Here is a 23,463-nt window from a genome sequence, read left to right as displayed (position 1 = left end):
CGATCCCCCGTGGTACGGGGGGCGCTGCAGATGCCTTTAACGTTTGCCCAGAATCTTGCCGAGCGTATCTGGCCGAGGTGCGCCTTGTTGGGTCTGCAATTGCTGGTTTTCATCCAGATAGAAAATGGCCGGGGTCGCGGACAGACCCAATTCCTCCATCAGTGCCAGGTTGCTATCGAGTTTGGCTTGAACCGCAGCCGGGATTTTTTCCAGGGCCTTGAGGCTGCTGGCCTTGCCAGCCTTCTCGTGTTTGTTCAGAGCCTGGACCGGGTCACTGCTGGCCAACAGCGCTGCTGACTTGCCCGGGCTGTCTTCGCGAATGATACCGACCATGATGTGACGCAGTTGCACTTTGCCCGACTCGACCCAGGGCCGTGCCTGTTGCCAGAACATGTTGCAGTACGGGCAGTTGGGATCACTGAACAGGTAGACAATGCGTGGGGCGTCGGCTTTGCCGTCGGCGATCCAGGCGGTCTTTTCCATCTTTGCCCAGACTTCTTTGGCCATCGGTGCATAGACCAGTTTTTCCAGCGGTGCCGCACTCAGATCCTTGCCTTGCTCGTCGAACAGGCTACCCACCAGCACATGTTTGCCATCAGGCGTCAGGTACAACGCCATTCCCCGATTCTGGTATTCGGCCGCATACCCGCGCAGGCCGTTGGGGGCATCAAAGCTGCCTTTGACCTTTACCCCCTTGGCCTCCATCTGCTGCACGGCCTTGGGGAGAGTTTCAGCCATGGCGGCCTGGCTGGCCAACAGGCCGAAGGTGAGGGTCAGGGGCAGTTTCAGCAAAGCGTGCATGTGTCATTCCTTGAAGTGTTGGTGACGGCAGGCGCAGGTGTGCGTTCGAAGGATTCCAGGGCGTGGCTGAGGCTTGCCCGCGACAGCTCGCCCAGGTGGCTGCCGACCAGGCGGCCGTCGGCGTTGTAGAACAGGGTGGTGGGCAGGGCCATGGAACCGACCCGCTGCGCCAGTTGGCCACCGCCGTCAAACAGCACATGGGACAAGTTCAGCCCGGTGGTGGCGAGGAAGGTGCTGACTGTCTGCGGGGTTTCGCCCTGGTTGACGAACAGGAAGGTGATGTCCGGGTGCTCGTGCTGCGCTTGTTGCAGCACCGGCATTTCACGGCGGCACGGCGGACACCAGGTGGCCCAGAGGTTGATCACCAGCGGTCGGCCACGGTAGGTGCTCAGTTGCACGGCTTGGCCGTTGGCCTTTTGCAGACTCAACTCCGGCAATTGCGTGCCTTGTTCATAGAGGTGGCTGGCCAGGCTGCCAAGTAGCCAGAACAGCGCGCCGCTGAACAGGCCCCAGCCGAGCGGGCGACGTAGCGTCGGGCGGCGCCAGCCGCGCCATAACCCACCGACAGCGACCACCAGCAATCCCGGCCAGAGCAGGAAGCCGCCATCGCGCAGGTCAATGATCTGCACGGGATCGTCGCGGTACATCGGCCAGTAGCTCAGGACAAACCCCAGCCGTGCGCCGAGCAATCCCAGCAGAAACAGGCTGAACAGGACTGATTCAGGGTTGTCGCCGCCACGCTTGGCTACGCGCCAGCCCACCAGGGTGGCCAGCGTCAGGGCGCAGAGCAACAACAGGTGATCGACGGCCATGGTCAGCGGCCCGAGGTTAACGGTTAGCATCAGCCTTGACTCCGGGTCTGGGCCCATTGTTCGAGGAAGTTCTTCGCATCGATTTCCCCGGTGATACGGCGGCTGCGGCGCTCGTTACCCTCTGGGCCGACCCAGATCAGGCTGGGTGGCCCGGGCACCAAGTAGCGTTGCAGCAACGCGCGGCTCGACGGCGCATCGGCGGTGACGTCCAGGCGCAGCAAGCGAACGCCGTCGAGTGCCGCCAGTACATCGGCGCGGGCAAACACCTGCTTTTCCATGACTTTGCACGACACACACCAGTCGGCATAGTAGTCGAGCATCACCCACTGGCCCTGGGCCTTGGCGGTATCCAGCTCGCGTTGCAGCTCGGCGGGCTGGCTGACGGTGATGAAGGCATCGCTGTGAACTGTACTGGCGACGGCGCCACTGCCTGCACGAAAAGGCTGTAGCGGCTGCCAAGGATCATCGCCACCGGCGGCGGCACCAATGACCAGCAGACTGCCCCAGAAGCCGAGCAACAGGGGGACCGCGCGGATCGCTCGCACCCCGTGCAACGCCGGCCACGCAGCCCAGGCCAGGGCGATCAGCCAGGCGCCGGCCAGTCCCAGCCACAGCGACTGTTCCAGCACGGTGCGCAGGGTATACAAGGCCATGGCCAGGAACACAAAGCCGAACAGGCCTTTGACCAGGTTCATCCAGGCGCCGGGGCGTGGCAAGTAGCGGTTGCCAAGGGTGACCAACAGCAGCAACGGCAAGCCCATGCCGATGCCTAAGGTAAACAGCACCAGGGCGCCGTGTACGGCATTGCCACTCTGGGCAATGTAGAGCAGGGCGCCAGCCAGCGGCGCGGTCATGCATGGCCCCATTAACAAGCCGGAGAGGGCACCGAGGAGCGCTGCGCCATACAGGTTGCCACCACGGGTGCCATGCCCGGCGCGCTCCAGACGATCACGCACAAAGGTCGGCAATTGCAGCTCGAAGGCACCAAACATCGGCAGCGCCAGCAATACAAACAGCGCAGCCAAAGAGCCAAGTATCCACGGTTGTTGCAGCCAGGCCTGCAGGCTGGCACCCAGCAGCGCGGCGATAACCCCGAGGGCGGCGTAGACCAGGGCCATGCTCAGCACATACACGCTGGCCAGAGCCCAACCGCGGCGGGCACTGACGCCGTTGCCAAGGACCAGGCCGGCGAGAATCGGCAGCATTGGCAATGAGCACGGAGTGAAGGCCAGCAGCAGGCCCAGGCCCAGAAAGGCCAGCAGACTCCAGGCCAGGCTTGACTGCTGCAGGCCGCCGGCCAGGACTTGATCGCTGGCCTGATCGCTGGCTTGCGCGTCGACGCTGGTGGGGCTCAGGCTGACCAGATTGGTCTGCGGTGGGTAGCACAACCCGGCATCGGCGCAACCTTGCCAGCCCATGCGTAATTGGCCAGTGGCGCTGGCGGGAAGTAGTATTTCAAGCTCGCCGCGATACACCAGTGTCTGGCCGTAGTATTCATCCTCATGGGGCAAGGCTTCAGGCAGGACTGGCTGTTGCTCCACGGCTAGGCCGTCGAACTTCAGGCGCTTTTGATACAGGTAGTAGCCGTCGGTGATTTTCCAGTGCAGGCGCATCTGCCCGGAATCGAGCCGCTCGCTGCTGAACACGAAGGCTTTGTCCACCGCAAGGAAATCACTTTGGGTGAAAGGGTTGGCCTGGGCCAGGCTGCTCAACAGCAGCATCAGGGCAATGAGTAAAGTGCGCATCTTCAAACCTTGGCAGTGCGATAAGTGGCCGATCCTGGCCGAGCGCGATTAACCGAGTGTTAACCCTGCAGTCGATTGTCGCCCCAAGCGCGACGATTCGGCCTTGACCCGGCATAATCCTGGCTTAATCCGCCTGCGTTTCACTGCCACTTTTAGTATCGAGACCGACCATGCACGTACTGCTCTGCGAGGATGACGACCTGATTGCCGGCGGCATCGCCGTCGGGCTGACTGCCCAGGGTATGACCGTGGACCGGGTGGCTACGGCTGCTGCGGCGCAAGCCATGCTCCAGGCCGCCAGCTTCGATGTCATGGTGCTGGACCTGGGCTTGCCTGATGAAGACGGGCTCAAACTGCTGCAACGCTTGCGCCACCAGGGCCAAAGCCTGCCTGTGCTGGTACTCACCGCCCGTGATGCCGTCACGGACCGGGTCGACGGCCTGCAGGCCGGTGCCGATGACTACCTGCTCAAACCCTTCGACCTGCGCGAGCTGGCTGCTCGTCTGCACACCCTGTTGCGCCGCGCCGCGGGGCGGGCGGTCAATATCATCGAACACGGCCCACTCAGCTACGACCCCAGTAGCAGAGAAACCTGCCTGGGCGGGGTGCCGGTCGATCTGTCCCGGCGTGAGCAGGCCCTGTTGCAGGCCCTGCTGCAAAACCGTGGCCGGGTGCTGTCCAGTGAACAACTCAAGGACAGTGTTTACGGTTTCGGCGATGAAGTGGAAAGCAACGCCTTGAACGTGCACATCCATCACCTGCGCCGCAAGTTGGGCAATGGCATTGTCGAAACCGTACGCGGCCTGGGGTATCGTCTGGGGCCTGCGCAGTTGCCTGAGGTTTCACCGCCATGAGCCTGCGCCTGCGCCTGACCCTGATTCTGGGGACCGCCTTCGTGCTGATCTGGATGCTGGCCGCGGCGTGGATGCTGCGAGACCTGCGTTATCAGATGATGTTTTCCCTCGACCAGCGTCTGGTGGCATCGGCACGCATGGTGGCCGGGTTGATTGATCAGTTGCCACAACCGCTGGTGGCCAAGGGCGAGGGCACTCAGCTCAGTGCCGATCAACTCAGCGTGCCGGATGGCATGGCGTGTCAGGTCAGCTCGTTACGCGGCGAAATCATTGCCCGTAACCATAACCAGGAACACAAGATCGACGACGACCGCAGCGGCTTTCATGACCAGACCATTGATGGCGCACGCTGGCGGACTTTCACCTATTACCGCGGCGATGTGCGTATCACCACGGCTGACCGTCACCAAGAGCGCGAGGCGTTGAACCGCTCAATCCTGCTGGCGGCCTCGGCACCGGTGCTGGTGGCCTTGCTCGGCAGCTTGGGGTTGTTGTGGATTGGTATTGGCAAAGGCCTGGCCCCGCTCAATCGCATGCGTGATGCCTTGCGTCGGCGTAGTCCCGATGCCGTTGAACCGTTACAAGTGCGCGCCTTGCCCAGTGAGTTGCAGCCGCTGCTGGACACCCAAAACCAGTTGTTCTTGCGCATTGCCCAGACCATTGAGCGCGAGCGACGCCTGACCGACGATGCCGCCCATGAGCTGCGCACGCCCCTGACTGCGATCAAGACCCACCTGCAAGTGGCGCGCATGACGGATGGCGAGGTTCGCGAGCAAGCCCTGGAACACGCCGAGCAAGGCGCCGACCGTTTGCACCGGACGCTTGAACAGCTGCTGCTGTTAGCACGGGTCGAAGGCAGCCTGTCGTTCGAGGACGGCGTGCAGTGCAGCGCCGAGCAGGTCGCGCGCCAGGCAATTCAGGACACCGGTCTGGGTGATTCGCAACGCATCGACCTGCAATTGGCACCCGACGCCGCTAAAGCCTACCTGGGCATGCCTTCACCGTTGGCGGTGACCGCCTTGCGCAACCTACTCGACAACGCCTTGCGACATACCCGTGGCCCGGCGCCGGTAGAGCTGGCGGTGCAGATGGAGAAGGGCCAAGTGGCTTTTCTGGTGCGTGACCACGGTCCGGGTATTGCCGATCAGGACCTTGAGCGCCTCACCGAACGCTTCTGGCGTAATGACCAGAGTGGTGGTTGCGGGCTGGGCCTGGCCATTGTCCAGGCCATCGTCCAGCGCTGTGCCGGTTCGCTGCGCTTCGACAGCCGCAGTGACGGCCTGCGGGTGCAGCTGCAGATTCCCTTGCGCGGGACGTCGCCCCAGCCTGGTTAAATGTGGGAAAAATCTTGTTCGGCATCGGATTCGGCTAAATCCGCGAGACGCTGAAGCGTTTTTCAAGCGATAACAACCCGACACACATCTGCTTACAGGCGCGTGCCGGGCACATCCGCTTGCTTGCGAGGGTTTTCCCCGATGTCAGTCGCTATCAACCTTGCCCAACCATTGCCGGTGTCCGCAGACGTGGACGCCGGTGAGGTGCTTTATCACTTCGAAGAGTCGCCCTTGCTGGCCCGTCAAAAGCAGCAAGAGTCCAATGCCCGCAGCTACCCGCGACGTATACCGCTGGCATTGAAAAAAGCCCGTGGTCTGTATGTTGAAGATATCGAAGGGCGTCAGTTCATCGATTGCCTGGCCGGAGCCGGGACCCTGGCGTTGGGGCACAACCATCCGGTGGTGATTGAGGCGATTCAGCAGGTGCTGGCCGACGAGCTGCCGCTGCACACCCTCGACCTGACCACTCCGGTCAAGGATCAATTCGTTCAGGACCTGTTCGGGCTATTGCCACAAGCCCTGCGTGAAGAGGCGAAGATTCAGTTCTGCGGGCCGACGGGTACCGACGCTGTGGAAGCGGCGCTGAAACTGGTGCGCACCGCCACCGGACGCAGCACCGTGCTGTCGTTCCAGGGTGCTTATCACGGAATGTCGCAAGGTGCGCTGAGCCTGATGGGTAGCTTGGGGCCGAAAAAACCATTGGCGGGCCTGCTGAGCAATGGCGTGCAGTTCCTGCCGTATCCCTACGACTACCGTTGCCCGTTTGGCCTGGGGGGCGAGGCGGGGGTCAAGGTCAACCTGCATTACCTGGAGAACCTGCTCAACGATCCGGAGGGTGGTGTGCAACTGCCGGCGGCGGTGATCGTCGAGGCCGTGCAGGGTGAAGGCGGGGTGATTCCGGCTGATCTGGAATGGTTGCGGGGAGTGCGGCGAATTACCGAAAAGGCCGGTGTTGCCTTGATCGTCGATGAGATCCAGAGTGGCTTTGCCCGTACCGGGAAAATGTTTGCGTTTGAACACGCCGGTATCCTCCCTGACGTGGTGGTGATGTCCAAAGCTATCGGTGGCAGCTTGCCGTTGGCGGTGGTGGTCTATCGCCAGTGGCTCGATACCTGGCAGCCGGGTGCCCACGCCGGAACGTTCCGCGGCAACCAGATGGCCATGGCCGCAGGTTCTGCGGTAATGAAGTACATCAAAGACCACGACCTGTGCGCGCATGCCCAAACCATGGGCGAGCGACTGAGCGGGCAGTTGCGCCGTCTGCAGGAAGATTTCCCGCAGCTGGGTGATATTCGTGGTCGTGGTTTGATGCTGGGCGTTGAATTGGTCGATCCAGCCAGTGCCAAAGATGCCCAGGGTCATCCGGCTGCCTGCCCACAGTTGGCTCCGTTGGTTCAGCGCGAGTGCCTCAAGCGAGGGCTGATTCTGGAGTTGGGTGGCCGTCAGGGCGCAGTCGTGCGCTTTTTACCACCGTTGGTGATCACTGCTGACCAGGTGGATGAAGTGGCTGCGCGGTTTGCGCGGGCGCTGACAGCGGCTGTGGCCATTCTCGGCGCGTAACTGCGGGTCGCTGGCAAGGCCAGCGCCCACACAAAGCGAGTGCACCACCTCGCTCTGTACCTTAAATTTTCCCCTCCAGCATACGTCCTAGCTGGGATAAAGCCTGCTTTATGGCGGACACGGGTAGGACAATGACGATATCGCGGCGAGGATTCATCGCAGGTCTGGCAGTAGCGGGTGCTGCGGTGCCAGCAGTCTATTACGCGCACAACGAACTGACCCATGATCCCGAGAACGATATCGTTACCCCGGGTGAGGCCAGTGTCGAACTGGCCGACGTCGCCGGCCAACAACTGGCGGATCAGCTGCGTGGCGTTTGGGACCTGCGCTTTGAAGGCAGTCAGGCTGGAATGGCTGGATTACCCGAACAGGGTGTACAGCTCTACTTGGACGTTGCCACCAAGGGGCGCGGGCTGCGTGGCTTTGTCGACGAACAAAGCCGCCTTGAGGGGCCGGGGGGCGTGGCTTATCGGGTTGTGGGAGACTTGGTGGGTGCATCCAGCGCCGAAGTACGTTGGCGCTTGTTGAGCAATCAGGGCGGTATGGACTACGAATGCGTCGCCAGCCTGGATGAAGTCTGGGGCAGTTTTGCCAATGCTGGCAGCGGGACCTTGAGCGGCCGCCTGCAGCCACTGAGTCGGTCCATGGCATTACCGTTGCTTGACAGCCACTTTGTCGCAGTCAAGCGCCTGTTTCCTGAAGCCCGTGAGCGTTTGCCCTATACCCCGCAACTACAGGCTTGGCTGATCAGCCCTGAACACCGTCTGTTCCACCAGCTCTGGCATGCGACCCGCGACAAGTGGCATCGCTTGGCTGATGAAAAGAAAGGCGCCTTGCGTGGTTTGGGCTGGCAACCCGGACCTCGTGATCACGAGCGCGACGCCCGTGGGCCGCGCAAGCATCGCAATGGCTCGGGGGTCGACTTTCTGTTCATGCATCGGCATATGCTCGAAACTGTGCGCAGCCTGCAGGACCTGCCGTCCTGGACTCATTTTCCGTTGCCCAAGCCTAACGTCGAACTGGATCGCCAAGGCTTTGCCCGCTACTTCGATAACCATGATGGCAATTGCGTGCCGCCGACCTGGCAAGCCCCTGGTGATGATGCCTACGGTGTGTGGGTGTCGGCGATCAAGGCAGGCGAAACGTTCTGCAGCAACTTCCAGGTGTGGGAGTCTCAGTATCAGGACCCTCTCTACCTGTCGAAATTGACCTTGGGGGCGTTCGGCTCGGAATTGGAGATGAACCTGCACGACTGGCTGCACATGTGCTGGGCTTCGGTGCCGCGAGATCCGGTCAACGGCGCGCCGGTACCCTTTGCCCGCGATCCGGCCGATTTCGCTGCGCGCTGGTTTGCGGCCGAAAATGACTTTCTGGGTGATCCGTTTTCGTCCCATGTGAACCCGGTGTTCTGGGGCTTTCATGGCTGGATCGACGACCGTGTCGAAGACTGGTACCGCGCCCATGAACGGCACAACCCCGGTCAGGTGCGCAGGCTTGAAGTCAATGGGGTGAAATGGTTTGCTCCGGGACGTTGGGTCGAGGTTCAGGATCCTTGGCTGGGGCCGGTGACCCATGGTTGTAGCACTGTGCCTGGGACCTTCCCTGGCAAGTCGGTAGAGATGGATGTGGAAACCATGAAGCTGGCGCTGCGTATCACCTTCGGTGAAGACGATAACATCGGCGACCTGGTCCGCAGGGTGCCGCAACGACCTTGGTATGCACGGCACTTGTCTTTGCGTGGAATCAGCCTGTAATTGCCGTCTTGTCCGGTGACGGACAAGACGGCAATTACAGCAGAGAAGGTTGTACCTACAGGCTCCAGCCGCCGCCCAGCGCCTTGTACAACGCCACACTACCTTGCAGGCGCGCCAAGTGCAGCTGAGCCTGTTGGTCCTGCGCCTGGTACAGCGTGCGCTGCGTTTCCAGCACAGTCAGCAAAGTTTCGGCGCCAGCCTGGTAGCGACTTTCTGACAGGGTAAAGGCGATGCGGGCCTGTTCCACTTCCTGGTCCTGCCATTGACGCTGCTGGTCTACACCGCTGATACCGTTAAGGGCCTTCTCGACGTCAGCAAAGCCGGCGATGATGCTGGCGCGATAACTCTCCAGCAATTCCTCCTGCTGAGCACGGGCCTTGTCGCGTTCGGCACGCAAACGACCGTTGTTGAAGATCGGTGCAGCCAGGCCTGCTGTCAGGGTGTAGAAGGGGCTACGCAGGATGTCGGCGAAGGTATCATCCCCAGAGCGAAGGTCAGCACCGAGGGTCAGGCTCGGCAGCATCGCCGCGCGCGCCACCTGGACGTTAGCCTGGGCGGCGGCCAGGCGCGCCTCGGCGGCTGCGATATCTGGGCGACGGCTGAGCAGCTCGCTCGGTACGCCACTGCCGATTTCCGGCCAACGTACGGCGCTGATGCTTTCTTCGATCGGTGCCAGCCTCTGCACCGGTTCACCGAGCAGGGTCGCCAAGGTGATGCGCGCTTCCTGCAATTGTTGTTCGAACAACGGCACCTGGCGCGCTTGAGCGGCGACCAGGCTGCGTTGCTGGGCCAGCTCCAGTGCGGTGGCTGAGCCTGAGTCGTAGCGGGTTTGTACCAGGCGCAACACGTCTTCGGCGTTAGCCAGATTCAAGTGGGCAATGCGCACTTGCTCAGCCAGTGCCAGGCTTTGCAGGTAACTGTTGGCGACACCGCTGAGCAGGGTCAGCTCGACCGTCTGACGGTCGAAACGGCTAGCGTCCAGGGTAAACAGGGCGCTGTCGTGGGCGGCGGCCTTGCCACCCCAGAAGTCGACCTCGTAGCTGGCGCTTAGACGGGTATTGAATGAGGTGCTGGTGCGCTCGCTGGCACTGCTGTCGAGTTGGTCGAAGCCATTGCCGTGCAGCAAGTGCTGGCGACTGCCATCCAGGCCAAACTTGACTTCTGGCAGCAGCGGTGCGCCGGCGATCATTGCCGAGGCCTGGGCCTGGCGGACCCGGGCGGCGGCTGCAGCGAGGTCGAAGTTGTTGCGCCGGGCTTGCTCGATCAACTGATTGAGCGCGGCACTGGAAAATTGTTGCCACCAGTCCTGCTGCGGCAGTGCCTGATCAAACGTGGCGGTTTGGCCTTGCCATGCTGCCGGTGCCTGCAGGTCACTTTGCGTGGATGGAGGGCCGTTGCTGCAGGCAGCGATGAACAGGCTGATGGACAACACACTGAGACGGCTGGGCAGGTTCATTGATTATTCGCTGGTAAGGGCTTTGACCGGGTCGAGGCGGGCAGCTTTGCGTGCTGGCATGAAACCGAACACCACCCCGGTGACCACTGCACAGGCAAAGGCGCCAAGCACGGCCGTCAGGGAAAAGGCTACGGCGATGTTGCCAAGCAGCAGGCCGCCGCCAATCAACAAGGCCAGGGCAATACCGGTTACACCACCGACCATCGACAACAGCACCGCTTCACTGAGGAACTGACGCAGGATGTCGCGCTGCCGAGCGCCGGTGGCCATGCGGATACCGATCTCGCGGGTGCGCTCGCGTACTGTCATCAGCATGATGTTCATCACCCCAATGCCGCCGACCAGCAGCGAAATCGCTGCGATCGAGCCGAGCATCAGCGACAGCGTGTTCTGCGTGCGTGCCTCGGCCTGGATCAGCGCCGCATCGTTGCTCAGTTCGTAATCGCGCTTGCCGTGGTGCAATTTGCGCATCAGTTTGTCGATGGCCGCTTCGGTTTCGCCGACCCGGCGTGAGTCGGTCGCGGCGATGGTCACGTACTCCGGGTCGCGACTGCCGAACAGGCGAATGGCCGCAGCGGAGTAGGGCACCACGATGCGCTCGTCACTGTCCTGATCGCCGGAGCTGGCGCCCTTACCTTGGAGGATGCCGACCACCTGGAAGGGCACGTTCTCGACCAGAATGTACTGCCCGATTGGATTGACTTGATGACCGAGGAGCTTTTCTTTGACCTTCTGGCCGATCACCGCGACGGCGGCCGCGGCTTGCTCGTCGGCTTCGGTAAAGAAGCTGCCCTCGACCACCGGCCAGTTGAAAATCTCAGAAAAGTAGGTGTTGTTGCCACCGACATAGAACTGCTGGTTATTGTTGCCATAGCGCACCATCAGCTTGTTGCCGATGACCGGCATGATCATTTTTACCTGCGGCAGGCTGCCCACCGCAGCGACATCGTCCAGGGTGATGACCCCGGCCGGCTCGCGCAGGGTCGGCGCACTGCCACTGAGGTAGAGAATGTTGGAGCCGAAAGCGGCCATCTGGGCCATGACCTGACGCTTGCTGCCTTCGCCGACGGCAAGCATAACCACCACCGAAGCGACGCCGATGACAATTCCGAGCAGGGTCAAGGCGGTGCGAAAGTGGTTGATCCACATGATCCGCCAGGCCGCTTGCAGCGCTTCGAGCAGCTCGCCTTTCCAGGCGCCGGTGTGAGTCGCGCCGCGATCCAGGCGCTGGCGCAGGTCTTCGGCCTGTAACCCTGGGGCATTGTTGTGCTGGCTGGATGGGGCGGTGGCCGAGTCGCTAACAATCAAACCGTCACGAATTTCGATGATGCGCTTGGCCCGTGCCGCAACCTGGCGATCATGGGTGATGAGGATCACCACATGGCCCTGGGCGGCCAACTCATCGAGCAACGCCATGACTTCGGCACCGCTCTGGCTGTCCAGGGCGCCTGTGGGCTCGTCGGCGAGAATGATATGGCCGCCGTTCATCAGTGCGCGAGCAATCGACACCCGCTGTTGTTGACCACCCGAGAGTTGATGCGGACGGTTGCCGGTGCGGCTGGCAAGCCCCAGGCGCTCGAGCAGGGCCGCAGCCCGAGCATGGCGTTCGGCTGCCGGGGTGCCGGCGTAGATGGCCGGCATCTCGACGTTTTCCTGGGCTGAGCCCGAGGCAATCAGGTGATAGCCTTGGAACACGAACCCGAAGGCTTCGCGACGCAGCCAAGCCAGTTCGTCACTGTCCAGGTCGGCGACGTTTTTGCCCGCGAATAGGTACTCACCTGAAGTTGGGCGGTCCAGGCAACCGAGGATGTTCATCAGGGTCGACTTGCCGGAGCCGGAGGCACCCATGATGGCAACGAACTCCCCCGGATGGATGGCCAGGCTGATGCCGCGCACCACTTCAACTTTCGGGGTGTCGATCCCACCATAGGCTTTGCGGATCTCCCGCAGTTCAATTAGCGGCGTGTTCATTCAACCTCCGCTGGCGGCAGGGGCGCCGATCAACAACCGTTCGCCTTCATTCAAGCCTTCGAGCACTTGTACCCGCAGGCGGTCGCTGAGCCCGGTACGCACCTGGCGCTGTTCGACTTTGCCGCTGGCGTCGAGTACCTGAGCGATGCGCATGCGCTCGTCACTGCCATCGTCGTCCAGCGCCGCCACCGGCACCGTCAGCACTTTGCTGGCCCGGCCGGAGACGAAGAATACCTGGGTGGTCATTTCCGCCATCAAGGCGTTATCGGGGTTGTCGACGTCCAGCAGTACCGTGTACAGCACCACTTTGCCGCCACTGCCAGTGCCACTGGCGCTGGCTGGGCTACCGCCGCCCTGAGTGGATTGATCCAGAGGCTTGGGTGGAATCGGCAGAATCTGTCGTACCGTGCTGGTCCAGCGGCGCTTGCCGCCGGCCAGGGTGGTGAAGTAGGCCGACATGCCCGGTTTGACATGACCGATGTCGGCTTCGGAGACCTCGGCCCAGACGGTCATCGGCGACAGCTTGGCGATACGCAGGATCAACGGTGTTTGCTGTTGCGCGTTGAGGGTTTGGCCTTCGCGGGCATCAACGGCCACCACGGTGCCAGACATCGGCGCATAAATACGTGTGTAGCCCAATTCGGCCTCGTCGCTGCGCAGGCTGGCTTGAGCCTGGCGGATCTGTGCGCGGTACATGTCGATGCGCGCCTGGGTGACCTTGAGCTGAGCCTGGGCGCTCTGCACATCTTCCTCACGGGTGGCACCGCCGGCGGCCAAATTACGCTGGCGCTTGTACTGTTGTTCGGCGAGCAGGTATTGGGCTTGTTGTTCGGCGAGCTGGGCCTTGAGGTTGTCGATCGAGAAGCGTCCGGCATCAAGCCTGGCCTGCTGGGTTGAAGGGTCGATCTCGACCAGCAACTGGCCAGCCTTGACCTGATCGCCGACTTCCACATGCAGTTTGCGTATCTGTCCGGAAGCCTGGGCGCCGACATCCACGTAACGTCGAGGTTGCAGGGTGCCCAGTGCCGTCACGCTGCTTTCGATATCGTTGCGCGTGACGCTAACGGTGCTCAGTGAGTCGCCAGCGGCGGGCAGGGTTTTCCAGGCAAGCAGGGCACTCAGGCTGAGCAAGCCAAGCCCGCAGAACAGCAGGCGGCGTTGGATCGGAGGACGTCTCATGCAGGGTTCCAGCCAAAGGGGTTGGGCCGTGGCGTCACGCTGTCGGCATACACGACAGACACGGAAGGCTTCCAGTAAACGAGAGACTCGCGGCGGAATTTACCGTGACGGGGAGGGTTGAGCAGAGGATCAGGTCGTGGCGAGTAATGGCCTTGTAGCTTGATCTGCTTGCCAATAGTTGGAGATCGTGTGCCGGATGTGAAAATTCCGTAGTGGCTGTCCTTGATTTCTGCGGGTTTCCCGACAACTATCAATACAGACCCTTAATCTGGCGAAGTGCCCGCCATCAGCCTGTAGTTGAGTTATTGGCGCAGTATGGTCAAGGAATGTCTTTAACGTTGCTAAGCCTTGGTCATCGACGATGCCGAACAAATCAATGCGGATCCTGATTGCCGACGAGCACCCCATGCAGTTACTGCAGCTGGAGAAGATGCTCAATGGCATGGGCTATTACCGCATCGCACCGGTCGAGTCCTTTGAAGACCTGCAGCGTCTGGTCCAAGGTGCGTTACTCCCGTTCAACCTATTGGTCGGCAATATCGACCTGGCAAACCATGTCGGGGTCGACCTCGAGCGTTTTTGCCGGGTCAATACGCAGATTCAGCATGCTCTGCTGTACCAGTCCCAACATCTGAAAGTACCGGCTATCCCCAATAGCCAGCGCGAGGCGGTGAACCTCAGTCTGCCGAAGGTGCCGGATAACGAAACCATGCAGACGTTCATGTCGATCATTGATGCGCCGAAAGTCATCGGCCAACTGCCTGATGTTTCCGTCCGGGTCTCTCATCCAGGCTATCCGCCGCGGCGTATGGGGTTCGCCCAATCAGTGTTCTCCCGTCAATCCTGAGTTGCGGCATCTGTCGGCGCACCCTTGGGGTGTGTTTTGCTATCCTCTTGCGTTCGCCAGGCGCGCCAGCATGCGCGCTGATGCCCACCGATTGACGGATAGCCCTATGACAGCCACCACGCCTGCGCCGACGATTCGCCTGACGCGCAGTGACCACAAGACCTTGAGCCTGGCGGCTTTGGGCGGCGCGCTGGAAATTTACGATTTCATTATCTTCGTGTTTTTCGCCCTGACCCTGAGCCAGTTGTTCTTCCCGCCGCAAATGCCTGAGTGGCTGCGCTTGTTGCAGAGCTTCGGGATCTTCGTCACCGGATATCTGGCGCGGCCGCTGGGTGGAATCCTGATGGCGCACTTTGCCGACCATTTGGGCCGCAAAAAGGTCTTCAGCCTGAGCATTCTGATGATGGCCTTGCCGTGTCTGCTGATTGGCGTGATGCCAACCTATGCCGAGATCGGTTACTTCGCTCCGTTGATTCTACTGGCGCTGCGTATTTTTCAAGGTGCTGCGGTGGGTGGTGAAGTACCCAGTGCCTGGGTTTTTGTCGCTGAACATGCGCCGGCAGGCAGGCGAGGGTACGCCCTGGGCTTTCTCCAGGCGGGGCTGACCTTCGGTTATCTGCTTGGCGCCTTGACGGCCACTGCACTGGCGCAGCTGTTTACCGCGCAGGAGATTCTCGATTACGCCTGGCGCTTGCCGTTTCTGCTCGGTGGTGTGTTTGGGGTGGTAGGCGTGTGGCTGCGCCGCTGGCTGAGTGAAACCCCAGTGTTTCTGGCCTTACGCGAACGTCGCGAGCAGCCGGTGGCGTTTCCTTTGCGTACAGTCTTGAGAGAGCATCGACGGGCGCTGACCCCGGCCGTACTGCTGACCTGTGTGCTGACCTCGGCGGTGGTGGTGTTGGTAGTGATCACCCCGACGGTCATGCAGCAACGCTTTGGCATGAGCGCCGGCTATACATTCGCATTGAGCAGCATGGGTATCGTCTTCCTTAATATTGGCTGTGTTCTGGCCGGCCTGCTGGTTGATCGAATTGGCGCCTGGCGTGCATTGATGTTCTACAGCCTGCTGCTGCCGCTGGGAATCGGCGCACTTTATGCCAGTCTGGTGACAGGCTGGGAGTGGCCTGGAATTGCCTATGCCTTGGCTGGATTGGCCTGCGGTGTCGTCGGGGTAGTCCCTTCGGTAATGGTCAGCCTGTTTCCCGCGGCGATTCGTGTGTCGGGGATCTCCTTCACCTACAACATCGCCTACGCGCTGTGGGCCAGTACCACGCCGCTGATGCTGATTGCGCTGATGCCGTGGAGCCCTTGGGTGTGTGTGGGTTTCGCGTTGATCATGGGCACGGTCGGATTGTTGACGGCGATGTACTTTGGTGCACGTGAGGCAATCACCTTCGAGGATGAAGCCGTTCGCTGTTAAATCCGTGGCAACAAAAAGCCCCCTGGCCGTGAAGGCGAGGGGGCTTTTTAGTCGGCGCTGACTTACATGTTCGGGTAAGTCGGACCACCTGCGCCTTCCGGCGTTACCCAGGTGATGTTCTGCGAAGGGTCCTTGATGTCACAGGTCTTGCAGTGCACGCAGTTCTGCGCGTTGATCTGGAAGCGTTTGTTGCCGTCTTCCTGCGTCACCACTTCGTACACACCGGCTGGGCAGTAGCGCTGGGCCGGTTCATCGTACAGCGGCAGGTTGGTGCCAATCGGGATGCCGGCGTCGGTCAGCTTCAGGTGGCAAGGTTGTTCTTCTTCATGGTTGGTGCTGGAGAGGAACACCGAGCTGAGCTTGTCGAAGCTGAGTTTGCCATCCGGTTTCGGGTAGTCGATCTTCTTCGAATCAGCCGCCAGCTTCAGGCAGGCATAGTCCGGCTTGGTGTCGTGCAGGGTAAACGGCAGCTTGCCGCCGAACCAGTTCTGGTCGACATAGTTGAACGCTGCGCCCAGCATCGGACCAAACTTGTGCATAGCCGGGCCGAAGTTGCGGCTGGCGAACAGCTCTTCGTACAGCCAGCTGGCCTTGAACGCGTCGACATAGCTGTTGAGCTGATCGCCGCCTTCGTTACCGGCCAGCAGCGCCTCGACGACGGCATCGGCGGCAAGCATGCCGGATTTCATCGCCGTATGGCTGCCCTTGATCTTGGCCACGTTCATGGTACCCAGGTCACAGCCGATCAAGGCGCCACCGGCGAAGACCATCTTCGGCAGCGAGTTCAAACCGCCCTTGGCCAGGGCACGGGCACCATAGCTGATGCGTTTGCCGCCTTCGAGGTACTGGCTGATCACCGGGTGGTGCTTGAGGCGCTGGAACTCGTCGAACGGCGACAAGAACGGGTTGCTGTACGACAGGTCAACGATCAGACCGACTACTACCTGGTTGTTTTCCAAGTGATAGAGGAAGGAACCGCCGGTGTTCTCCTTGGCCATGACATCCAACGGCCAGCCAGCGGTATGCACCACCAGGCCTTGCTCGTGTTTGGCCGGGTCGATTTCCCAGATTTCCTTGAGGCCGATGCCGTAGTGCTGCACGTCGGCATCGCTGTCGAGGTTGAAGCGCTTGATCAGCTGCTTGCCGATGTGGCCACGGCAGCCTTCAGCGAACAGGGTGTATTTGCCGCGCAGTTCCATGCCCGGGGTGTACAGGCCTTCTTTCGGGTTGCCTTCACGGTCGACACCAAGGTCGCCGGTGATGATGCCGCGAACTACACCGTTCTCGTCGAACAGGGCTTCTTGAGCGGCGAAGCCTGGGTAGATCTCCACGCCCAGGTTCTCGGCCTGTTGCGCCAGCCAGCGGCACAGGTTGCCCAGGGAGATGATGTAGTTGCCTTCGTTGTGCATGGTTTTTGGCACGAACAGGTCCGGGACCTTGACCGAGCTGCCAGCATCCTTGAGCACATAGATGTCGTCGCGTTTGACTGCGGTGTTGAGTGGCGCGCCGAGCTCTTTCCAGTCCGGGAACAGTTCGTTCAGGGCGCGCGGTTCGAAGACTGCGCCGGAGAGGATGTGGGCACCGACTTCCGAGCCTTTCTCAACCACGCAAACGCTGATTTCGTTACCGGCTTCGGCGGCCTTCTGCTTCAGGCGGCAGGCGGCGGACAGGCCCGCCGGGCCGGCGCCGACGATGACCACGTCGAATTCCATGTATTCGCGTTCCACAGGTTCTCTCCTACTCAAGGCTCATCGGTTTTTCTTTGTTGGCGGGTGTCAGGCGGTCATTTTTCAGGGCGCTCAAGCTGTAGCTTGAGCGATGACGGACTACACCGCTTTCTCTTGGCCGCGCATTATATCTACACCACTCGCGGGGTCCAATACAAACGTTTGTTTGAATTTGCCGCAGGCCAGTAAAATCAAAGACGCACGGCGTGAATCTGACCGATTTGCCGTATTGACCGGATTAGGCGTTACGGTCAAGATACGAGCGGTTTTGCGCTCGCCGTAGGCTGACCGTCGGATGCAGGTGCACCCCTAAAAACCTGGCGAAAAGCCGGGCAGCTAGGCCTTAACCCGCTTTGTAGTGGAGTTTACACACCACGACAGAAAATGACTTAAGGGTTTTGTTGCTACAAGGTCGAATTGAGACTGCTGGGTCAGAGTTAAATTCTATCGGCTGCAATCGTTTTTAGAGGTGCCCTTGTACCCACGCGCAATCGCCAGGTTTGCCCCAGGCGACATTCTTTTCACCGGAGAGTAACGAGGAATCCATGAAGGTTCTTGTAGCTGTCAAACGAGTGGTCGACTATAACGTCAAGGTTCGCGTCAAGGCGGACAACTCCGGCGTCGACCTTGCTAACGTCAAGATGTCCATGAACCCCTTCTGCGAAATCGCCGTAGAAGAAGCCGTGCGCCTGAAAGAGAAGGGCGTAGCGAGCGAGATCGTCGTCGTTACTGTCGGCCCGGCCACTGCTCAGGAGCAGTTGCGTACTGCCCTGGCACTGGGTGCTGACCGTGCGGTACTGGTCGAATCCGCTGAAGAGCTGACCTCGCTGGCCGTAGCCAAGCTGCTCAAGGCTGTGGTCGACAAAGAACAGCCTCAGTTGGTGATCCTTGGCAAGCAAGCCATCGACAGCGACAACAACCAGACCGGCCAGATGCTGGCGGCGCTGACCGGTTTCGCTCAGGGCACCTTCGCCTCCAAGGTTGAAGTGGCTGGCGACAAGGTCAACGTTACCCGTGAAATCGACGGCGGCCTGCAGACGGTTGCGCTGAACCTGCCAGCGATCGTCACTACCGACCTGCGCCTGAACGAGCCGCGCTACGCGTCGCTGCCGAACATCATGAAGGCCAAGAAGAAGCCGCTGGAGACCGTTACTCCAGACGCGCTGGGCGTTTCCACCGCCTCCACCAACAAGACCCTGAAAGTCGAAGCGCCTGCGGCTCGCAGCGCGGGTATCAAGGTCAAGTCGGTTGCTGAACTGGTCGAGAAACTGAAGAACGAGGCGAAGGTAATCTAAATGACTATCCTGGTTATCGCTGAACACGAAAACGGTGCCGTTGCCCCGGCTACCCTGAACACCGTAGCGGCTGCCGCCAAGGTCGGTGGCGACATTCACGTGCTGGTTGCAGGCCAGAACGTCGGTGGCGTCGCTGAAGCGGCTGCCAAGATCGCTGGCGTCGCCAAGGTGCTGGTTGCCGACAACGCCGCCTACGCTCACCAACTGCCGGAGAACATCGCGCCGCTGGTAGCTGAACTGGGCAAGGGTTACAGCCACGTGCTGGCACCGGCTACCTCCAACGGCAAGAACATCCTGCCGCGCGTTGCTGCGCTGCTGGACGTCGACCAGATTTCCGAGATCATTTCGGTTGAATCGGCTGACACCTTCAAGCGTCCGATCTACGCCGGTAACGCCATTGCCACCGTGCAATCGAATGCTGCCGTCAAGGTCATCACCGTCCGCGCCACCGGCTTCGACGCTGTTGCAGCTGTTGGTGGTTCGGCTGCTGTTGAAGCCGTCGCCGCTGCCCACAACGCTGGCATCTCTTCGTTTGTTGGTGAAGAGCTGGCCAAGTCCGATCGTCCTGAACTGACCGCTGCCAAGATCGTCGTTTCCGGCGGCCGTGGCATGCAGAACGGTGACAACTTCAAACACCTGTACGCCCTGGCCGACAAGCTGGGTGCTGCCGTCGGCGCTTCGCGCGCTGCGGTCGACGCAGGTTTCGTACCCAACGACATGCAGGTCGGTCAGACCGGCAAGATCGTTGCGCCACAGCTGTACATCGCCGTTGGTATCTCCGGCGCGATCCAGCACCTGGCCGGCATGAAAGACTCCAAAGTGATCGTTGCGATCAACAAGGACGAAGAAGCGCCGATCTTCCAGGTGGCTGATTACGGCCTGGTCGCTGACCTGTTTGAAGCCGTACCTGAGTTGGAGAAGCTGGTTTAATCCGGCGGCTTCACTTATAAAGGGCCCGGTCCGGGCGGGTTGTGCAAGCCAGTCTTGTGCAACCCCGGGGCCGGGCTTTTTTATTTTCAGATGGCGGGTAAGGAGTCGGTTGCATGGGATGGCTTGGCCGAGTGAATGCGGCGCTGGTGGTTGCGGCGTTGTTACTGCCGTCGCAGGTAATGGCGGTGGGCAGGTGCGAGCGCCTGGTGGCCACCGGCAGTCCTGATGCGCCGCCTTTTCTATGGCGTGACCCGAAAGATCCCAAGCACTTGATCGGCGCCAATGCTGATTTACTGAATCAGGTCGCTGCCGAGCTCGGGGTGAAAATCGAGATCCTCTATAGCGGCAAGCGCAGCGACGCCCTGGCGGAGGTACGCAGCGGACGCGTTGACATGCTTGTCGACTCGCCACTGCTGGCCACCGAACTGACGACCATGGACTACGTGCATCCGCCGCTGATGCATAACGAGTACCTGGTATGGACCCGGCATGATTCTCCGCTGGTCTACGAAGGGCTTGCTGACCTGCATGAGCGTCAGGGCAGCCTGTCGGAAAAGGCACGACTGACCCCTGAATTCGAGTCGTTTGCCAAAACCCAGCTCAAGCTGGCGCCAGCGCAGAACCTGACCCAAGCCTTCCAGAAACTTTTGCTCGGTCAAGTGGACTATGTATTGGCCGGGCGTTACTCAGGGATGGCGATGGCCCAGACTCTGGGCATGAGCAATGAGTTGGTGGCCCGTGGCTTGCCTTTGGATCGCCCCGGCTTGTACTTGGCGCTGTCGCATAATTCCGCCTGCAATGATCCTTGGATACGCGGACAACTGGCGAAAAAGCTGACAGAATTGCCGGCCTCCGGCGTGTCTCAGGCGGTGCTGCAACGCAATATCGAGCGCTGGAAAGCGCAGATGCAGGTGCCGCTGGATGCCCCTAAACAGTAGGAAGATTGTGTGAGAATCCAACCACTATTTGCAGCCCTGGCGCTGCTGGCGCTGGCCGGATGTGCCAATGATCCGGCACCCACTGAGCAGATGCGTCTGACTGAGCAGGCCCTGGCCCAAGCCAAGGCCGTGGGCGCGACCGATGAGATCGCAGAGCTGAAGATGGCTGAAGGTAAAATGGCCCGGGCTCAGGCCAACATGAGCAATGAGGCCTATCGCGATGCGCGCATGCGCGCTGAACAGGCAGAGCTCGACGCCCGTCTGGCCGAGGCGCGGGTGTTGACCAGCAAGAGCAACGAGCAGTTGAACCTGCTGCAATCGCGGGTCAATCGCCTGCGTAAACAGTTGGGAGAACAGCCGTGAGTTCGATCAAGCCAATGGCCGCTTTGCTACTGTTCGGGCTCGTCGGTCTGCAGGGCTGTGCCAGCCAGCGCAGCGAGACGGCGCTGGATGAAGCGACAGCCAAATTCCAGACCGTTAAGGACGATTCCGATGTGCTGCGCAGTGCGCCACGCGATGTCATTCGTGCCGGTGAGTCGCTGGCCCGGGCTGATCGCCTGTCCAGCTACCTGGGCACCGGTGCCGATGTGCGCCACTATGCCTACCTGAGTCAGCGCTACAGTGACATCGCGCGTGAGCACAGCAATCTGGTCCTCAATCAGGAGCGCCTGGCCAAACTCGAACTCGAGCGTCAGCGTCTGCAACTGGCGCTACGCGAAGCCAAGCTCGCCAGTGTGCAGCAGCAGGGCAAGTGGGTGGAGGCGCAAATTGTCAGCCTGGCCACCAGCGAGGGGGATCGTGGTCTGGTCATGACCTTGGGCGATGTGTTGTTCGATACCGGTCGTGCTGAGTTGAAAAACTCAGCCAGCCGTACTGTGCTCAAGCTCGTGCAGTTCCTGCAGCTCAATCCCAAGCGTATCGTGCGCATCGAAGGTTATACCGACAGTACGGGTGCTTCGGAAGATAACCTCAAGTTGTCCCGTGACCGGGCTCAGGCGGTTGCCGATATGCTGGTTGACCTGGGCGTCGACGAGAAGCGGATTCAGGTCGAGGGCTATGGCGATCAGTATCCGGTTGAAGCCAATGCCTCCGAGCGGGGCAGGGCGCAGAATCGTCGGGTTGAAATTGTCTTTTCCGACGATAAGGGCAAGCTTGGCGCGGCGCGCTGAAGCGGGTCCTTTAAAGCCCGGTGAAGTGACCTTCACCGGGCTTTTTTATGGCTTATGAAAGGCGATGGGGGCTGTCACGCAACTGTATTGTCGACTATTCTGCAATCTGTCCCAGTACACTTTGCAACTGTTCCGGTATTCTGGCTTGAATATCGAGTCGTACAAAAATAACTACATTGCCTGCGTGTCGAGAACCGATCATGACCAACCTGCTGCTCTATCAGCGCATTGCCCAGCAACTGGCCGAAGATATTCGCCGTGGTGTCTATCAGCCGGGTGAGCGGGTACCGTCGGTGCGCAAGATGAGTTCGCAGCTCAATGTCAGTCATGCCACGGTGTTGCAGGCTTACGCCAATCTGGAAGACCAGGGCCTGATCCGTGCCCGACCGCAGTCTGGCTACTATGTGCATCAGACCCCGGCGCTGACCGCGCAAACCCCGGATATCGCGCGTGTCGAGCGGCCAGGTCTGGTCACCCGCAGCAGTATCATCCAGCAGGTGCTGGCCGAAGCTCGCCGCGACGGTGTGTTTCCCTTTGGTGCCGCAGTACCGCATGTCGATTACTTGCCGGTGCGGGCGCTGCACCAGCAATTGGCCAAAGTCACCCGCTTCCACAGTCCGCGGGCCTTCAGCTATATGTTCAGCCCAGGTTTTGAGCCCTTACGTCGGCAAATCGCTATCCGCATGCGGGACGCCGGGGTGGTGGTCGATCCAAGTGAGGTGGTCGTCACGCACGGCTGCGTCGATGCGCTACAGATGTCGTTGCGGGTGTTGACCAAGCCGGGGGATCTGATCGCCGCCGAATCACCCACTTATTATGGTTTGTTGCAACTGGCTGATCTGTTGGGCCTCAAAGTCATCGAAATTCCCAGTGATCCGTCCACGGGTATCAGCCTGGAAGCTTTGCAGCTTGCAGCCAATCAGTGGTCGATCAAGGCCTTGGTGTTGACCGCGCGCCTGAGCAACCCGCTCGGCGGCACCATTCCGGAAGATCGCCAGAAGCAGCTGCTACGCCTGGCATCGGACTTCGATATTCAGATTGTCGAAGACGATATCTACGGCGAACTGATGTTTGAGCAGGGTAAGACCAAGGCACTGAAGGCGTTTGATCGTCTGGGGCGGGTGATTTATTGCTCGAGCTTTTCCAAGACCTTGTCGCCCGGTGTGCGCATTGGCTGGATGGTGGCCGGTAAATACCAGGCGGAAATCCAGCGGTTGCAGACCTTTACCACGCACTCGGCCTGTAGTGTGACGCAGATGGGGGTTGCCGCTTACCTTGAAAATGGCGGTTATGACCGGCACCTGCGCTATATCCGCCAGGAATACCGGAAAAACCTCAGTGCCTATCAGCTGGCGGTGCAGCAGCATTTTCCCGAAGGTACGCAGATGACTCGGCCCACAGGCGGCTTCATTCTTTGGGTGAGCCTGCCGGGTCGGGTCAACACGCAGGAGCTTCATGTGCGAGCGCTGCAGCAGGGGATCAGTATCGCTCCGGGGCTAATCTTCAGTAATACTGAGCAGTTCAACCACTGTATACGCCTAAATTGCGGCATTCCCTGGAACCGTGAGGCGGAGCGTGCGTTGATGACCCTGGGCATGTTGGCCAGCCAACTGTGTCAGGAGTCGGGGGCGGCAAACTTCTTCTAGGCTTGCCAGCCTTCATCCGAGCGAGGAG

General features: G+C 60.7%; 19 protein-coding genes. 12 read left to right on the top strand and 7 right to left on the bottom strand.

Annotated elements, in window-relative coordinates; translation table 11 throughout:
* Positions 1 to 36: 36 nt before the first annotated feature.
* From dsbG to dsbD, 3 genes are read right to left on the bottom strand one after another with little or no spacing between them, the layout of a single operon-like run.
* Positions 37 to 801 carry a thiol:disulfide interchange protein DsbG gene (gene dsbG, locus ACQRAX_RS02750; RefSeq protein WP_412038319.1) on the bottom strand — a complete coding sequence of 255 codons (765 nt, stop codon included), beginning with the start codon at positions 799 to 801 and terminating at the stop codon, positions 37 to 39.
* Positions 786 to 1,643 carry a prolipoprotein diacylglyceryl transferase family protein gene (locus ACQRAX_RS02745; RefSeq protein WP_412038320.1) on the bottom strand — a complete coding sequence of 286 codons (858 nt, stop codon included), beginning with the start codon at positions 1,641 to 1,643 and terminating at the stop codon, positions 786 to 788. The genes dsbG and ACQRAX_RS02745 overlap by 16 nt, the downstream gene beginning before the upstream one ends.
* Positions 1,643 to 3,358 carry a protein-disulfide reductase DsbD gene (dsbD, locus tag ACQRAX_RS02740; RefSeq protein ID WP_412038321.1) on the bottom strand — a complete coding sequence of 572 codons (1,716 nt, stop codon included), beginning with the start codon at positions 3,356 to 3,358 and terminating at the stop codon, positions 1,643 to 1,645. The genes ACQRAX_RS02745 and dsbD overlap by 1 nt, the downstream gene beginning before the upstream one ends.
* Before the next feature lie 170 nt (positions 3,359 to 3,528).
* On the opposite strand from dsbD, the gene ACQRAX_RS02735 reads away from it, so the two are divergent.
* The 4 genes from ACQRAX_RS02735 (at position 3,529) to ACQRAX_RS02720 (ending at position 8,860) form a co-directional block, all read left to right on the top strand.
* Entirely contained in the window at positions 3,529 to 4,212 is a 684-nt protein-coding gene (locus ACQRAX_RS02735; RefSeq protein WP_412038322.1) for a response regulator, read from the top strand.
* Complete coding sequence (locus ACQRAX_RS02730; RefSeq protein ID WP_412038323.1) at positions 4,209 to 5,546, top strand: ATP-binding protein; 1,338 nt, start codon at positions 4,209 to 4,211, stop codon at positions 5,544 to 5,546. The genes ACQRAX_RS02735 and ACQRAX_RS02730 overlap by 4 nt, the downstream gene beginning before the upstream one ends.
* Positions 5,547 to 5,687: 141 nt before the next feature.
* Positions 5,688 to 7,106, top strand: a complete 1,419-nt coding sequence (locus tag ACQRAX_RS02725) for an aspartate aminotransferase family protein (protein ID WP_412038324.1) — start codon at positions 5,688 to 5,690, stop codon at positions 7,104 to 7,106.
* A 131-nt stretch (positions 7,107 to 7,237) separates the two neighbouring features.
* Complete coding sequence (locus tag ACQRAX_RS02720) at positions 7,238 to 8,860, top strand: twin-arginine translocation signal domain-containing protein (RefSeq protein WP_412038325.1); 1,623 nt, start codon at positions 7,238 to 7,240, stop codon at positions 8,858 to 8,860.
* A gap of 55 nt (positions 8,861 to 8,915) precedes the next feature.
* Here ACQRAX_RS02720 and ACQRAX_RS02715 read toward each other — a convergent pair whose 3' ends face one another.
* Genes ACQRAX_RS02715 through ACQRAX_RS02705 form a run of 3 tightly spaced genes read right to left on the bottom strand, consistent with a single transcriptional unit; the run spans position 8,916 to position 13,466 of the window.
* Positions 8,916 to 10,316: an efflux transporter outer membrane subunit gene (locus tag ACQRAX_RS02715; RefSeq protein ID WP_412038326.1), complete on the bottom strand. Its 1,401-nt coding sequence runs from the start codon at positions 10,314 to 10,316 to the stop codon at positions 8,916 to 8,918.
* A 3-nt stretch (positions 10,317 to 10,319) separates the two neighbouring features.
* Positions 10,320 to 12,287 (bottom strand): MacB family efflux pump subunit, encoded by a 1,968-nt coding sequence (locus tag ACQRAX_RS02710; protein WP_412038327.1) that lies wholly within the window; start codon positions 12,285 to 12,287, stop codon positions 10,320 to 10,322.
* Entirely contained in the window at positions 12,288 to 13,466 is a 1,179-nt protein-coding gene (locus tag ACQRAX_RS02705; RefSeq protein WP_412038328.1) for an efflux RND transporter periplasmic adaptor subunit, read from the bottom strand.
* Positions 13,467 to 13,827: 361 nt separating this feature from the next.
* On the opposite strand from ACQRAX_RS02705, the gene ACQRAX_RS02700 reads away from it, so the two are divergent.
* A complete protein-coding gene (locus tag ACQRAX_RS02700; RefSeq protein WP_412038329.1) occupies positions 13,828 to 14,313 on the top strand; it encodes a histidine kinase in 486 nt (161 codons plus the stop codon).
* Positions 14,314 to 14,419: 106 nt separating this feature from the next.
* A complete protein-coding gene (locus ACQRAX_RS02695) occupies positions 14,420 to 15,730 on the top strand; it encodes an MFS transporter (protein WP_412038330.1) in 1,311 nt (436 codons plus the stop codon).
* Between the two features lie 62 nt (positions 15,731 to 15,792).
* On the opposite strand, the gene ACQRAX_RS02690 is transcribed toward ACQRAX_RS02695, so the two are convergent.
* A complete protein-coding gene (locus ACQRAX_RS02690) occupies positions 15,793 to 17,457 on the bottom strand; it encodes an electron transfer flavoprotein-ubiquinone oxidoreductase (protein ID WP_412038331.1) in 1,665 nt (554 codons plus the stop codon).
* Between the two features lie 545 nt (positions 17,458 to 18,002).
* Here ACQRAX_RS02690 and ACQRAX_RS02685 point away from each other — a divergent pair.
* The 6 genes from ACQRAX_RS02685 to ACQRAX_RS02660 all read left to right on the top strand — a co-directional run bounded on the left by ACQRAX_RS02685 (position 18,003) and on the right by ACQRAX_RS02660 (position 23,435).
* Positions 18,003 to 18,752, top strand: a complete 750-nt coding sequence (locus ACQRAX_RS02685; RefSeq protein WP_009396278.1) for an electron transfer flavoprotein subunit beta/FixA family protein — start codon at positions 18,003 to 18,005, stop codon at positions 18,750 to 18,752.
* On the top strand, positions 18,753 to 19,682 hold the full coding sequence (locus tag ACQRAX_RS02680) for an electron transfer flavoprotein subunit alpha/FixB family protein (RefSeq protein WP_412038332.1): 930 nt from the start codon (positions 18,753 to 18,755) through the stop codon (positions 19,680 to 19,682).
* A 113-nt stretch (positions 19,683 to 19,795) separates the two neighbouring features.
* The gene (locus tag ACQRAX_RS02675) at positions 19,796 to 20,620 is read left to right on the top strand and encodes a substrate-binding periplasmic protein (protein ID WP_412038333.1); all 825 of its coding nucleotides are present in this window, start codon (positions 19,796 to 19,798) and stop codon (positions 20,618 to 20,620) included.
* A gap of 9 nt (positions 20,621 to 20,629) precedes the next feature.
* Positions 20,630 to 20,983 (top strand): DUF4398 domain-containing protein, encoded by a 354-nt coding sequence (locus ACQRAX_RS02670; protein WP_412038334.1) that lies wholly within the window; start codon positions 20,630 to 20,632, stop codon positions 20,981 to 20,983.
* A 14-nt stretch (positions 20,984 to 20,997) separates the two neighbouring features.
* Positions 20,998 to 21,789 (top strand): OmpA family protein, encoded by a 792-nt coding sequence (locus ACQRAX_RS02665; protein WP_412038440.1) that lies wholly within the window; start codon positions 20,998 to 21,000, stop codon positions 21,787 to 21,789.
* A gap of 200 nt (positions 21,790 to 21,989) precedes the next feature.
* The gene (locus ACQRAX_RS02660; RefSeq protein ID WP_045188789.1) at positions 21,990 to 23,435 is read left to right on the top strand and encodes a PLP-dependent aminotransferase family protein; all 1,446 of its coding nucleotides are present in this window, start codon (positions 21,990 to 21,992) and stop codon (positions 23,433 to 23,435) included.
* Positions 23,436 to 23,463: the final 28 nt, after the last annotated feature.

The organism is Pseudomonas sp. UM16 (assembly GCF_050312595.1).
Taxonomy (GTDB): domain Bacteria; phylum Pseudomonadota; class Gammaproteobacteria; order Pseudomonadales; family Pseudomonadaceae; genus Aquipseudomonas.
Note: the sequence above shows the minus strand (reverse complement) of the source record. Positions and strands in the feature narration are given on the sequence as shown.

Coding starts and splice junctions, on each gene's coding strand:
- dsbG (WP_412038319.1), bottom strand. CDS start 801: ATGCACGCTTTGCTGAAACTGCCCCTGACCCTCACCTTCGGCCTGTTG.
- ACQRAX_RS02745 (WP_412038320.1), bottom strand. CDS start 1,643: ATGCTAACCGTTAACCTCGGGCCGCTGACCATGGCCGTCGATCACCTG.
- dsbD (WP_412038321.1), bottom strand. CDS start 3,358: ATGCGCACTTTACTCATTGCCCTGATGCTGCTGTTGAGCAGCCTGGCC.
- ACQRAX_RS02735 (WP_412038322.1), top strand. CDS start 3,529: ATGCACGTACTGCTCTGCGAGGATGACGACCTGATTGCCGGCGGCATC.
- ACQRAX_RS02730 (WP_412038323.1), top strand. CDS start 4,209: ATGAGCCTGCGCCTGCGCCTGACCCTGATTCTGGGGACCGCCTTCGTG.
- ACQRAX_RS02725 (WP_412038324.1), top strand. CDS start 5,688: ATGTCAGTCGCTATCAACCTTGCCCAACCATTGCCGGTGTCCGCAGAC.
- ACQRAX_RS02720 (WP_412038325.1), top strand. CDS start 7,238: ATGACGATATCGCGGCGAGGATTCATCGCAGGTCTGGCAGTAGCGGGT.
- ACQRAX_RS02715 (WP_412038326.1), bottom strand. CDS start 10,316: ATGAACCTGCCCAGCCGTCTCAGTGTGTTGTCCATCAGCCTGTTCATC.
- ACQRAX_RS02710 (WP_412038327.1), bottom strand. CDS start 12,287: ATGAACACGCCGCTAATTGAACTGCGGGAGATCCGCAAAGCCTATGGT.
- ACQRAX_RS02705 (WP_412038328.1), bottom strand. CDS start 13,466: ATGAGACGTCCTCCGATCCAACGCCGCCTGCTGTTCTGCGGGCTTGGC.
- ACQRAX_RS02700 (WP_412038329.1), top strand. CDS start 13,828: ATGCCGAACAAATCAATGCGGATCCTGATTGCCGACGAGCACCCCATG.
- ACQRAX_RS02695 (WP_412038330.1), top strand. CDS start 14,420: ATGACAGCCACCACGCCTGCGCCGACGATTCGCCTGACGCGCAGTGAC.
- ACQRAX_RS02685 (WP_009396278.1), top strand. CDS start 18,003: ATGAAGGTTCTTGTAGCTGTCAAACGAGTGGTCGACTATAACGTCAAG.
- ACQRAX_RS02680 (WP_412038332.1), top strand. CDS start 18,753: ATGACTATCCTGGTTATCGCTGAACACGAAAACGGTGCCGTTGCCCCG.
- ACQRAX_RS02675 (WP_412038333.1), top strand. CDS start 19,796: ATGGGATGGCTTGGCCGAGTGAATGCGGCGCTGGTGGTTGCGGCGTTG.
- ACQRAX_RS02665 (WP_412038440.1), top strand. CDS start 20,998: ATGGCCGCTTTGCTACTGTTCGGGCTCGTCGGTCTGCAGGGCTGTGCC.
- ACQRAX_RS02660 (WP_045188789.1), top strand. CDS start 21,990: ATGACCAACCTGCTGCTCTATCAGCGCATTGCCCAGCAACTGGCCGAA.